General features: G+C 66.9%; 7 protein-coding genes. 2 read left to right on the top strand and 5 right to left on the bottom strand.

The window, feature by feature from the left end:
• The 5 genes from ACFE7W_RS00850 to ACFE7W_RS00830 form a co-directional block, all read right to left on the bottom strand.
• On the bottom strand, positions 1-1,137 hold the full coding sequence (locus tag ACFE7W_RS00850) for a DegT/DnrJ/EryC1/StrS family aminotransferase (RefSeq protein ID WP_375422878.1): 1,137 nt from the start codon (positions 1,135-1,137) through the stop codon (positions 1-3).
• Positions 1,134-2,153, bottom strand: a complete 1,020-nt coding sequence (locus ACFE7W_RS00845; protein WP_375422877.1) for an NAD-dependent epimerase/dehydratase family protein — start codon at positions 2,151-2,153, stop codon at positions 1,134-1,136. The genes ACFE7W_RS00850 and ACFE7W_RS00845 overlap by 4 nt, the downstream gene beginning before the upstream one ends.
• Positions 2,150-3,208, bottom strand: coding sequence for a Gfo/Idh/MocA family protein (locus ACFE7W_RS00840; RefSeq protein ID WP_375422876.1), 1,059 nt, complete (start codon positions 3,206-3,208; stop codon positions 2,150-2,152). Before ACFE7W_RS00840 ends, ACFE7W_RS00845 begins: the two co-directional genes overlap by 4 nt.
• Before the next feature lie 39 nt (positions 3,209-3,247).
• A complete protein-coding gene (locus ACFE7W_RS00835; protein WP_375422875.1) occupies positions 3,248-8,767 on the bottom strand; it encodes a DUF4082 domain-containing protein in 5,520 nt (1,839 codons plus the stop codon).
• A 321-nt stretch (positions 8,768-9,088) separates the two neighbouring features.
• A complete protein-coding gene (locus ACFE7W_RS00830; RefSeq protein ID WP_375422874.1) occupies positions 9,089-9,526 on the bottom strand; it encodes a hypothetical protein in 438 nt (145 codons plus the stop codon).
• Between the two features lie 884 nt (positions 9,527-10,410).
• Here ACFE7W_RS00830 and ACFE7W_RS00825 point away from each other — a divergent pair.
• Both ACFE7W_RS00825 and ACFE7W_RS00820 read left to right on the top strand, forming a co-directional pair.
• Complete coding sequence (locus ACFE7W_RS00825; RefSeq protein WP_375422873.1) at positions 10,411-11,907, top strand: DUF4082 domain-containing protein; 1,497 nt, start codon at positions 10,411-10,413, stop codon at positions 11,905-11,907.
• Between the two features lie 114 nt (positions 11,908-12,021).
• Positions 12,022-13,014 (top strand): aldo/keto reductase, encoded by a 993-nt coding sequence (locus ACFE7W_RS00820; RefSeq protein WP_375422872.1) that lies wholly within the window; start codon positions 12,022-12,024, stop codon positions 13,012-13,014.
• Positions 13,015-13,062: the final 48 nt, after the last annotated feature.

Here is a 13,062-nt window from a genome sequence, read left to right as displayed (position 1 = left end):
TCAAGCCGCTCGGTTCGAGGTGAGGACGTCTACGACGCGGGACTGCTGGGTCTCGTCCATCTGGTGGAAGAGGGGGAGGATGAGCGTGTTGTCGCTGAGACGCTCGGTCACGGAGAGAGAACCCGGCGCGGCAAGGGAGACGTACGGCGGCTGACGGTGCGTAGACATGATGCCGCGGCGAGCCGACACGTCAGCGTCCGCGAGCCGCACCAGCAGTTCGTCCCGAGTGATGGGAAAGGGCGGTTCGATCTCGATCCAGTAGGACTGGAAGTTGCTCGTCCCCCAAGGCGGATCGCCGACGGCTCGCAGCCCGGCGACTTCGTCCAGCTGTTTCGCGTACGTCGCCGCCAGCGCCCGTCGGCGGTCGACGATTTCCGGCAGCCGACCGAGCTGGACGATCCCGACGGCCGCCTGCAGGTCGGTCATCCGGAAGTTGTAGCCCACTTCGTCATAGCTCTCGGGCGGAGCCAGCACCTGCCCGTGCCGGTCCGCGGCCGAGACGCTCATGGCGTGCTCGCGCAGCTTGCGCGACCTGGCCGCCCACTCCGGACGGGAGGTGGTGATCATCCCGCCCTCACCGGTGGTGAGGATCTTGCGGGGATGGAACGACCACGCCGCGATCTCGGCGCCGGCGCCCACGGGGCGTCCCCGATAGGTGGACCCGGCGCCGCAGGCCGCGTCCTCGACCACCGTGACCCCGCGGGGGTCGCACACCGCGCGGATCGCGTCGAGATCGACCGGGACCCCGCCCTGGTCGACGACGACGACGGCCCGGGTCCGCTCACTGAGCGCGGCCGCGACCGTCTCCGCGGTCAGGTTCCCCGTGGTGAGGTCGACGTCGGCGAACACGGGCGTCGCGCCCACGTAGCGCACGGCGTTGGTGGTGGCGATGAACGAGAACGAGGGGACGACTACCTCGTTCCCGGCGCCAACCCCGACGACCTCGAGGGCCAGGTGGAGCGCGGTCGTGCAGGACGACATGGCGACGGCGTACTCGGCCTGCATCGCCTCGGCGAAGGCCCGCTCGAAGGCCGCGACCCGTGGGCCCTGGGCCACCCAGCCCGAGCGGAGGACCTCGGTGACGGCGGCGACCTCCTCCTCGCCCAGGTAGGGCACCATCACGTTGACCCTGCTCATGCGCGCGCTCCGGTCGACTCGAGCTGCTGATCGATGGCGACCAGGTCGGGCGCCTGCTCAGCGCGCCACCAGGCCACCAGCTGCGTCAGGCCCTCGGTCAGATCGACGCTGGCGGTGAAGTCGAGGTCCCGGGTGGCCGCCTCGGTGCCGGCGAGCCGTCGGGTCACCCCGTTGACGGGCCGGTCCGGACCGTGCTCGACGCCGAGATCGGAGCCCATCACCGCGAGCAACGCTTCGGCGAGACCCTTCAGCGAGGTCTCCACGCCGGAGGCCACGTTGTAGACACCCTCGTCGACGGCGCTGCCAGCGGCCAACAGGTTGGCCCGGGCGATATCGGTGGTGAAGACGAAGTCCATCGTCTGCAGCCCGTCGCCGAAGATCAGCGGCGGCCGGCCCGCGCTGATCCGCTCCATCCACCGGATCAGCACCTCGGTGTAGAGCCCGTGGATGTCCATCCGCGGTCCGTAGACGTTGAAGTAGCGCAGCGCTACGTAGTCCAGGCCGCTCATGGCCCGGAAGCTGCGCAGCATGCCCTCGTTGAAGGTCTTCGCGGCGCCGTAGAACGTGTCGTTGTCGTACGGGTGGTGCTTCTCCGTGGTGGGGAACTCCTCCGCCAGTCCGTAGACCGATGCCGACGACGCGGCGACGAGTTTCGTCACCCGGTGCTGGGCTGCGGCCTCGATCACGTTGAAGGTGCCGTCCACCAGCACCTCCAAAGCCAGCCTGGGCTCCTCCGCGCACTGGGTGATCCGGATCGCCGCCTGGTGGAAGACCACGTCGGACCCGGTGGTGAGGTCATGAACCAGGTCGCGGTCCCGCAGGTCACCGACAACCAGCCGCAGCCGCGGGTCCTCCAGGACCTCGCGGAGGTTGCCGCGGCGCCCGCGGACCAGGTTGTCGAGGATCCGCACCTCGGCGACGTCGGCGGCCAACAGCTGGTCGACGATGGTCGAGCCGATCGTGCCGGCCCCGCCGGTGACCAGGACGGTCGCTCCGCCCAGCTCTGCCGCGCTCACGCCACCAGCTCCTCTGCGCTCGTGGCGGCATGGGCGGTCGGGGCGACCGCCCGGCCGGTGACGAGGCTCGTGCTGACCGCCTCGAGCACCGAGAGCACCCGCAGCCCGGCGGTGCCGTCGGTCCGCGGTGCCCGCCGCTCCTCGATGGCCGCGGCGAACTCGGCTGCCATCCCGGCAAGGGCCTCGGTCTCCGGCAGTGCCGGCACGGTGATGTCGCCCATCCGGTAGGAGACGGTGACGGCCGCCCGCTGCCTGGCGTCCGCGGCCTGGGTCCCGAGGTCGACGCCTCGGTCGTGGATCGCTATCCGCTGCTGGGGGTTGAGGTCGTCCCAGACCAGCGTCCTCCGGCTCCCGCCGACCACCATCTGACGGATCTTGGTGGGGGAGAGCCAGTTGACGTTGATGTGGGCGATGCCGCCGGAGGCGAGCGGCATGGTCAGGTACCCGACGCAGGCCTTGCCGGCGCCGAGCGGGTCCGCGCCGCTGGCGCTGACCGTGATCGGGTCCAGGCCGCCCGGCAGGACGAAGTCGAGGATCGAGAGGTCGTGCGGCGCGAGGTCCCAGAAGACGTCCACGTCAGGCTGCACCAGTCCCAGGTTGATCCGGGTCGAGTCGACGTAGAGGATCTCGCCGAGCTCGCCGGAGGCGATGACCTGCTGGATGTGGCGGACGGCCGGGGTGTAGCAGTAGGTGTGGTCGATCATCAGCACCCGGTCGGCCGCGGCGGCGGCGGAGACCATCAGGGCAGCGGTCTCGGCATTGTCGGCCAGTGGCTTCTCGACCAGCACGTGCTTGCCCGCCTCGAAGGCGGCCAGCGCCAGCGGCGCATGGGTGCGGGCCGGGGTCGCGATGGCGACGGCGTCGAGGTCGTCTCGGGCGAGCAGCCGCTCGACCGAGGTCTCGACCTCGACGGTGGACCGCGTCCCCACGACCTTGCGGGCCCGGGTTTCGTCGAGGTCGCAGACGGCGACCAGGTCCCAGGCGGGACTGTTGCGGAAGTTCCGGACGAGGTTGGGGCCCCAGTAACCGGCTCCGATGACGGCGATCGAACGCATGCGTGTTTCTTCCTGTGATGGGTGGTCGTCGTAACGGGCTCAGATGAGCACGAGCACGTCGACCCAGAAGTTGGTCGTGCTGGTCGCGGTGGGGTTGGCGTCACCGTTGCCGCTGCGCCCGCCCGAGGTCGCCACGCTGAGCGGCCCCGACGTGTAGACGCTGCTGTAGCCGCCCGTGGTGGTCGACCAGCGACCAACCGGCGCGTAGTAGGACGCCACGTAGCTGGTGCCGGCGGTGATCGGTATCGCCGTGGCGAAGGTCGCCGTGCGCCAGCCCGTTGCCGTGGACGTCGTGGTGGCCGTACCCAGGACCGACCCGGTCGAGGAGTAGAGCTTGACGGTGCGTCCGGTGTTGGTCGAGGCCGCGTAGTAGCGGATCGCCGTCACCGAGCCGGCCCGGCTGGAGCTGAACGAGACGCCCACCGTGGTCGGGGTGGTCGTGGTGACGGTCGCGCTGGGCGTCCTGCTGGTGGCGTAGAGGCTGTAGGTCGCGGCGGCGGTGGTGAACGACCAGCTCGTAGCCGCCATGGTGGTACCGCCGGTGCTTCGGGCGGTGACGGAGGCGGTGTACCCGGTGGAGCTGGTGAGAGCGGCCGACGGCGTGAACGTGACCACACGCGTCGTCGTGTTGTAGGTCGTGGTCCCGCCTACGGAGGTCCCGGCAGCCGTCTTCAGGGTCAGGGCCTGGGAACCGCTCGCAACGGCCCGCGTAAAGGTGGCACTCACCGAGGTGGTGAGGGCGACATTGGTTGCTCCCGAGGCCGGTGTTCGGGCGGACAAGGTAGGTGCGTCGGTGTCCGCGACCGTGAAGGACCAGGTCTTGGCGCTGGCCATCGCCACATCCGAGGGGTTCTTGGCCGTCACCGTGGCCGTATAGGTGCCCGCACTCCCCAGCGCCGCGGTCGGGGTGAAGGTGGCTACCCGGGTGGTGGCGTTGTAGCTGCTGCTTCCGGCGACTGCCGTCCCGGCCGCGCTCTTGAGGGTCAGTTGCACCGTAGCCGGATCGACGGCTCGCGCGAAGGTAGCGGACACAGCGGTGGTACCGGCGACACCGGTCGCGCCCGAGGTGGGCGTGGTGGCGGTCACCGTGGGCGCGATCGTGTCAGCGGTGGTGAACGTCCACGTCTTCGGCGCCGGCATGCTGATCCCCGAGGTGTTGCGGGCCGAGACCGAGGTGTTGTAGGCGGTGTAGTCGGCCAGCGCTGCCGACGGTCGGAAGGTCGCAGTCCGGGTCGCGGCGTCGTACGTCGTGGTCCCGCTCACCGCAGTGCTCGTCGCGGCGTTGGTGACCGTGAATAAGGGTGACGCCGCGTCGATTGGACCAGCGAAGGCAGCCGTGACAGGTGCCGATGCCGAGACGTTTGTGCCGCCTTCGCCGGGGCTAGTCGCCACGACGGTCGGGGGCTGAGAGTCGATAGTGGTGAAGCTCCAGGTTTTCGGGGTCATCGCGACGCCGGAGGCGCTGTTGGCCGTCGCCGAGGCGGCGTACGTGGTACCGCCGGCCAGCGGTGCGGCAGTGGTAAAGGTCGCGGTTCTGCTGGCCGCATCATAGGTGAGTTGGCCCCCGACAAGTTGGCCGTTCGGGTCGGTGAGGGTCAGACCCAGCGAGGTTGGCTCGATCGGTCGGTCGAAGGTGGCGGCAACCGCCGTCCCTGTGGAAACTGAAGTCGCGCCTGCCGCAGGGGACACAGTGGTAACGGCGGGCGGGTCGTCGTTGGCCGGTGTGAAGACGACATCGACGTAGTAGTTGCTGTTTAGATAAGTCTGGTTGGGAAAGCCGTTGCCGTAGAGGTAGACCCCGCCGGGGGATACCGACCGCAACGGGTTGTTCAGAACGTCGGAGTCGAAGTAGTCGAGGGTCGCCGAGTACCGCCCGTTCGGTGCGTAGTAGGCCGCGACATAGGTCGTCCCTGCGCTGACAGCGACGCTCGATGCGAAGGTGGCGGTCTGCCACCCCGTGCCGGTGTCGGTGAAGGTGAGTGAAGCCAGGCGGTCGCCGCTCGAGCTGTAGAGCGTGCCGGTATGGGTTCCTGTATTGGCGGCGTCGCGGTAGTAGCGGAGCCCCTTGATGTAGCCGCTGACGGTCGGGGTGAACTTGACCCCGAGCGTGACCGCTGCAGTGTCGCCCGAATCTGAGAGCGCCGGCTGTGCTGTCGTCTCGAGCAGCGAGCACGGGCAGGCGCTCGCACCGGAGGTGGTGAACGAGCTGGTCACTGTCGAGGTCATGGCGACGCCTGACAGGCTGCGCGCCCCGCTGATAGTGACGGTGTACTTGGTGCCGGGGTCGAGGTCGTCTGCCGGGATGAAGGTGGCCGTTGGACCCTGCGACTCACCGGTGGTGGTGCCGGGCACCGCGGTGCCGTCGTTGCGGCGGAGGGTGATCTGTGCCGAGCCAGGCTGGATGTCGTAGCTGAAGGTGGCCTGGACGTGACCGCTGACCATGGCGGAGGTCGCGCCGTCGCCGGGAGAAACCGACCGCACGACCGGTGGCGTGGAGTCGGATGGCAGGAAGACGGGGTCGACGTAGTAGTTCGTGGTGGTCGCACTGGCAGGCGCATCGCTGCCGTAGGAGTAGCGACCGCCGCTGCTCAGCGACGAGAGCGGTCCCTTTGCGACTGGATCGGTGAGCCCACCTGCGGTGTAGCCATAGCGACCAACCGGGGCGGTGTAGGAGGCGACATAAGTCAACCCCTTGGAGACTGAGACCGGAGCATCGAAACTGGCTTCCTGCCAGCCGGACGTGGACTCGTTGGTCATCGTAGCTTCAGCGAGCTTGCTGCCACCCGACCACAGGTCGACGACGTGGGGCCCTAGGTTCTCAGCGTTCTTGTAGAACCGGATGCCGCTGATCTGGCCGCCGGCGGCCACCGAGAAGGCCACGCCCAGCTGGACTCGCTGGGTGTCGGTGTCTGGGCCGGAGGCAGGGGTGTCGTCGTCGTTGAAGAGGCTGCACGGGCAGACGCTTGCCGGGTTGTCGGCGTTGGCGGTCTTGAAGGTCCACTGGACGGCGCTGGACAAGCCAGCCGCGTTGACCGTGACGCTGTAGGTGGTGCTTGGAGCCAGTCCCTGAGCGGGGTTGAAGGTGGCGGTCCGGGTTGCTGCGTCGTAGCTGATCGAGCCAGGGATGGCGTTCTGAGCCGGATCCAGTATCTGCATGGTCACCGAGCCGGCGGTCACGTCCTTACTGAAAGTAACCTTCGCGACGCTGGTCACCGGTACTGAGCTTGCACCTGAAGCCGGCTTGTAGGAGGTCACCACTACAGGAGTGTCATCGGTCTGGGCATAGACGGGGTCGACCCAGTAGTTAGTCTGGTTATAGGTCTTTTGGGGAAAGCTTGTGCCATTCGCGTAGACGCCGTTGCTTACGCCGGCCCCCCCGGGAGCGCTCAGCACGCCGGCGTTGAAGGTACTGCGGAAGTAGTACCCGTCCGCGGAGTAGTGGCCGTTAGGGGCGTGGTAAGCCGCGACGTAGGAGACGCCGGCGGAGACCGGAACCGGGTTTGGGAAGGTCAAGGTCTGCCAACCCGTGGCCGACTCGTTGCTGAAGGTGCCGCTGGCCAGCACCGCTCCGTTGGTGGAATAGAGCGTTCCGGTGTGGACGCCAGTGTTGCTGGCAGCCTTGTAGAAGCGGATGGCACTGATGTAGCCGCTGGCTGACGTGGTGAATTTCGTGCCGAGTGTGAGGTCGTCACCGTCGCCTGCGTCGGGCAGCTTGGGCGTGGCGACCCCGAACATCGAGCAAGGGCACGGGGAGTTGACGGCTACCAACACGGGAGAAGACGTGCGGACCGAGTCGTCGGTGGCCCTTGCCTGGATAGCACCTGGGCCGTTTCCGGTCAGGATGCCGCTATAGGTCCACGACGTCGTTCCGTCGGCCGGATGGAAGGTGGCGCCGCCGTCGACAGACACCTCGACCCCAGCCACCTGTCCGGCTGAGTCGGAGGCGGAGCCAGACACCGTCACGAGCGAGCCCTGATTGATGGTGGTAGCCGAGGCCGGTGAAGCCACAGTCACGGACGGAGGCGTGGTATCGGTGCTGGCCGACGGCATGACCATCCCTGCCGCTAGCGTCGTCGGGAGCGGCCCCATGTCGGCCAGCAGGTTTGCGGTCGCCTGACGCATCCGTGGGTCGGCGGGTGTGGCGGTACCGTCATGGCTGGGGTCCAGACCCCACCCCCACTGGATCGAGCCCGCTGAGAACACGAGGGCTCCGCTGGCTGCGCGGTAGGTGGTGAGGTGGTGGGTCGTAGTCCCCGGCTGCACGGTGTTGCCGTAGTCGGTGAGGTATTGCGGAGTCGAGCCGGTGGTGGTGGAGAGGTCGATCAAGCCGGCCGGTCGGTAGCCGTTGTCGACGTCCTCGTTGGACTCGTAACCGATGGTGTGATCACTCAACGTCGCAGTAGTGCCCGAGCTCATCGACGACAGGGTGGTCCCGCGCCAGAGGCGCAGCTTGCCCTCCCGGGCGCTGACCTGAATCGGGAGGTCATCGGAATTCGACTGGTACTGGGTCCCGATGAGCGCGTTCTCAGGCCCATACCCGTAGTCGAGCACGCCGAATCGGGGGTCCCGCCAGGTCGGGGTAGGGCCCTTGGGGTCGATCTGTGCGTTTGCCCAAGTGTCTTTGTACGTCACCAGCGTCCGCCCAGCGGTGCTGCTGCCGTCCTGGGAGGGCTCCCACCGCGACTTCCAGTAGACGTCGTTTCCACCCATGAAAGCGAGGTCGACGCCGGCGTCTCGGGCGTCGGTGACGTTCTTGCGCTGCTCGGCCGTCCAGTACTCGTCGTGCCCCACCGACATGAAAGTCTTGTGCTTCTTCAGCAGCGCTGGGTCAGTCGCGACATCGAGACCGGCCACGTAGGAGACGTCATATCCGTTCTGCTCGAGGAAGCGAATGGTCGGGAACTCGTTGGAGAACAGGAAGTCGCGGCCATCAGTGACGCCGCGAGTGGAGTACGGCCGGTTGTAGGACACCTTGTAGGCGCGCCCGTTGTCCTTCCCGGAGTAGAAGTCCGAGCCGCCGTAAAGGTTGTAGGCCTGCCAGGTCGTGTCCGAGGTCTGGTAGACGATGTCGGAGGTGTTGCCGTCGTTGCGGACGACAAAGGGGATGTGGGAGTCGCCGCCCGTGTCTGTGCGGATGAGGCGAGCGATGTAGACGCCGGACACCGCTGCAGCCGGCGCTGTCCACGAAGCCGAGACGGCCCAGGTGCCGCAGTCGTAGATCTCGGTCGCAGGATCGGTTGCGCACGCCGGCTGCTTCTGCGGAAGGGCTGCGGATGGTGTCACTGTCGCCACCTCCCGCGCGCCGTTCCCCTGGTACCAGCCGAGGCGGTAGATCTTGATCGTGTATGCGCGTGCAGTTGTGTCGATCTTGAAGTCGATGCGAGAGCCCGCGTTGACGCTCGACGCCGTGGCAAAGCCCTGGATCGTGGGATCGCCGGCGCCGGAGACGTCCCACTCGCTCTGAGGTGTCCCCGGAAGCTGATTCTCGCAGGTCACGGCGTTTCCGCTGCACGCTGCTTGAGCGGTCGGCACTGGCAGCACGAGACCCGCAGCCACCATCGCCAGCAAAATCGCGAGAACGAGTGAACGTGGCGTACGGACGGCTCGAGGCCGCGCCGCCTCGTCGCGCGCTCCTGAGCCTCGTCTGCTGGCCATGACACCCCCCGGTGACCCGCACCACCCCCCCGGCGGCGCAGCATGCTGCGATGGAGCACATACGTCCGCTGCCATGCGGGTCGGCTACGTCGAGGCCGACGACAGTGGCAGCGGTGCGACTTCTCCACCGAGACGGTGGGAGCGTATCGCCGTCGCTGGGGTGGCGGGCCAAGTACGTCGAATTGGGCCGGCGAGCCCGACGTCGCGACGGGGTCTGAGCAGCGATCAGGACGTGACCGACACCGAGAAGCTGTCCGTGACCGTCTGCTTGGAATAGTCCTTCGCCTTGGCGTCGACGAGGGAGACGAGCTCAACCTTGACGTCGACGGCAAGCACCCGGGCGCCAGAGTCCAGCTGTGGGATGGCGAATGACTGGTTGTAGCTGTACGGGGAGGTTGCGAGGTAACCGGGCGTGATGTTCGCCGCGTCGACCAGAGGGTCGGGTGGGACCAGCTCCTCACTGATGTCGCTGACGGTGAACCGCATGGTCGCTCTTGTGACGAAGATTTTCTGACCTGGGCGGCGCCTGTTCTTGGCGGTGACGCTTACCTGCACCGGTTTGGTGCCGTCCGCGGTCCATCCGTCCTTCCCGAGGTGCGGCGTGTAGACGACGTCAACAGCAAGGCCGTCCCCGCTGACGCTGTGCCGGAGCGGTCCGTCCATCAGCTGCTTCCCGTCGCTGGACGGCGAGGAGCCTGGGGCTGGAGAGCGAGCGGCCTTTGACGGACCAGAAGTCGTGGCACTCGAGGCAGGTTCGGTCTGGGCGCCGCCGGTCGGGAGAACGGGTGCCTCAGTACCGCAGGCGGACGCGACGAGCAGGACGGGCAGCACCATGTACCGGAGCAAATCGCGCACAGCTTCCTCCACGTTCGGTTCCTCGACGTTGAGATCAGCACTGTAAGGCTCGCTTCCGACCGGCGCCGCATCTTCGCCAAACCGTCACTTGAGGCAGTCCGGCCCCGGCATCAGCTGGTTGGTCGATCCAGGAGGCTCGGGCGAGCCGGTGGCCGCGGCTCGACGCGAGGCTGACGTCTGGTCCGCGAGACCCTCTCAGCGTCCCTGCACTGACTCGACGGAGCCATTTACCGTTCAAATAGACGAAAGCCCGCCCCTATCGCCCGTAGGGTCTTTTGTCCGGGACTTAAGTACTCAAAGAGTACCCGATCTCAACGGAGCCATTGCCCGGAACCGAGGCCGATTGTAGCGTCTGCGTCAGGTCGTTTCCTGGTGTCGCCTCGAGAGGGAACCTTGTTAACGTCGCCGTACGACCCGGCGCATCAGCGGAATGGCCTCGCGTCTTCTTTCCGTGTCCTAGATGCTGATGTCTTGCTACCGAAGTCTGCTACCCCCGTCCGAAGCTGACGAGCCTTACCGAGTGGGCGCCCGCCGCTAGCTCTGCTGGCCTAGGCACGGGGAAGACAAGTCTGCGATGTGGTACCCGCCGGGGAAGTACCGAGTGCCGTAGTCAACCTGCTGGCAGGTCCGGCGGAACCCTGAAGAAAATTGCCATTCTTTACTGTAATGGCTGCCCCCGAAAAGAGTCAGAAATGAAGATCAGCGCCAGTCACACCTCCACGAGCGAGCCAAGTGCCCGGGCAAGCAGTCCGACGTCGACCAGCCGGTCAGTGGCCGCATCTTCGACGATCGTCATCGCTGCGCTCGCCGTAGCGATCGGCGCCACCACCGCCACCCCGAGTGCCGCCGCCTCCACAGCCGAGTCTCTGTTCGCTAGCCGAACGCCATCGGTCTCAGCAGATGCGGACGCCGCTGCGGTGACGGTGGGCGTGAAGTTCACTGCGAAGGCCGCCGGGTCGATCACCGGTGTCAAGTTCTACAAGGGCGTCGGGAACACCGGGGTCCACGTCGGTGCCGTCTATTCATCGACCGGTAAGGTGCTGGCAAAAGCCAGATACGTCTCGGAGACGCCGAGCGGTTGGCAGACCGTCCGCTTCTCCAGCCCAGTAAAGGCCTCGAAAGGCGCGACTTATACGGCGGCGACCTACATGCCTGCTGGTCACTACGCCGTGACCGACCCGTACAGCTGGCCAGCCGTGGGGTCGACACTCACGGGGAGCGTCGGCACCTACCAGTACGGAACTTCTCTGCGGTACCCGGCGTCGACCTACCAGAAGTCCAACTACTTCGTCGACGTCATGATTGAGGCCAGCGTGGCCGAGACCCAGCCCACGGTGCCACCGACCTCGCCGCCGATCTCGCCCAGCCCGACTCCGCCTACACCGCTTCCTCTGCCGACTACAACACCAGCGACCCCACCCCCGACGAGCGGCTACCCGTCGGCTGCCAACACCGGCGTTCCCTCCGGCACGTCACTCAGCGCCTATACAGGACCTGCGGTCATCACCGCGCCCGGAACGGTGATCGATGGCAAGAAGATTACGAGCTGCTTGGTCGTCAGGGCGATGAACGTCACAGTCAAGAACTCTCTGATCCAGGCCGGTGGCTGTTTCTTTAACGTCCTTTCTGACAACGGCTCCTCGGGTCTCAAATTGGTAGACGTCGAGATTGACGGTCAGAACAATGCTTCAGGTGACTCTGCAGTAGCCGGAGAGAATTATACGTGTCTGCGCTGCAATATTCACGGAACCATCGACGGTCTGAAAGCTGGCTCGAATGTGGTGGTGCAGTCCAGCTACGTGCACGATCTGACTCTGACCGCGGATTCTCACAATGATGGGATCCAATCTTTGGGAACGACGAACCTTCAGGTTCGGGACAACACGATCATCGTTGGCAACGGCGCGACCTCAGCCATCATCTTGTCCACCGGGAGCGCTGACGCCATGCGAAATGTGACAATCAGCGGAAATCTCTTGGGCGGCGGCGCCTACACTGTCTATGGCGGTTACCAGACAGGCTCGGACAGTGCGTCGAAGGTGTCCAATATCTCAATAACCGGCAATCAGGTCACGACACGGGTGTTTCCGAAGGGCGGCTACTATGGGCCTTTCACCTCGGTCGATTCTCCAGTTGTCACCTCGGCGAACACCTGGGCGGACGGCCCGAACGCAGGTGACGGCGTCTGACCTCACTTAAGCGAGTGGGTTGGCCGATGCTTCCGAATCGGCCGACTCACTCGCGGGAAGTGGACTCTTGGCAGAGCCGCCGGCAGGCTCGTGAGCCCGGCTACGCTCAGCCCCATGGACGAACGTGTGCTCGGCAGGACAGAACGGCCGGTCTCGGTCATCGGCCTCGGGACGTGGCAGCTGGGGGCGGACTGGGGTGAGGTCTCCGAGGTGGACGCGCTGGCCCTGCTCGAGGCGTCGGTGGAGGCGGGCGTCACGTTCTTCGACACGGCCGACGTCTACGGCGACGGCCGCAGCGAGCAGCTGATCGGCCGGTTCCTCGGCGATAACCCCGACCTGAGCATCACCTTGGCGACCAAGATGGGCCGCCGGGTCGACCAGGTGCCGGAGAACTACACCCTGGACAACTTCCGGGCCTGGACGGACCGGTCGCGGCGCAACCTCGCTGTGGACCAGCTCGACCTGGTGCAGCTGCACTGCCCGCCCACCTCGGTCTACTCCCAGGACCAGGTCTACGACGCCCTGGACACCCTGGTCGCCGGCGGGGCGATCGCCTCCTACGGCGTCAGCGTCGAGACCTGCGACGAGGCCCTCACCGCCATCGCGCGGCGGGGGACCGCCACCGTCCAGATCATCCTGAACGCCTTCCGGCTGAAGCCGTTGGAGTTCGTGCTGCCGGCGGCGCAGCAGGCAGGGGCGGGCATCATCGCCCGGGTCCCGCTGGCCAGCGGGTTGCTCAGCGGGAAGTACACCCTCGACACCCAGTTCGCCGAGAACGACCACCGCACCTACAACCGCGACGGCAGCGCCTTCGACGTGGGGGAGACCTTCTCCGGCGTGGACTACGAGACCGGGATCCGGGCGGCGGTGGAGTTCTCGTCCCTGGTCGGCGACCTGCCGTTCGAGGTCTCGCCCGCCCAGGCCGCGCTGGCCTGGGTGGTGCAGCAGTCGGGCGTCAGCACGGTCATCCCGGGCGCCCGCTCGATCGAGCAGGCCCGCAGCAACGCGGCGGCGGGATCGCTGGCGGCGCTGCCGGCGGACTTCCTGGCCGCGGTCACCGACCTCTACGACCGCAGCATCCGGCCGCAGGTCCACCACCGCTGGTGACCGCAGCACCGGCCCCCGCTCCCCCGAGGGGCGAGGGCCGGAGCCTGG

The organism is uncultured Friedmanniella sp. (assembly GCF_964244285.1).
Classification (GTDB): Bacteria; Actinomycetota; Actinomycetes; order Propionibacteriales; family Propionibacteriaceae; genus Microlunatus.
This window is presented reverse-complemented; position numbering and strand designations above follow the sequence as displayed.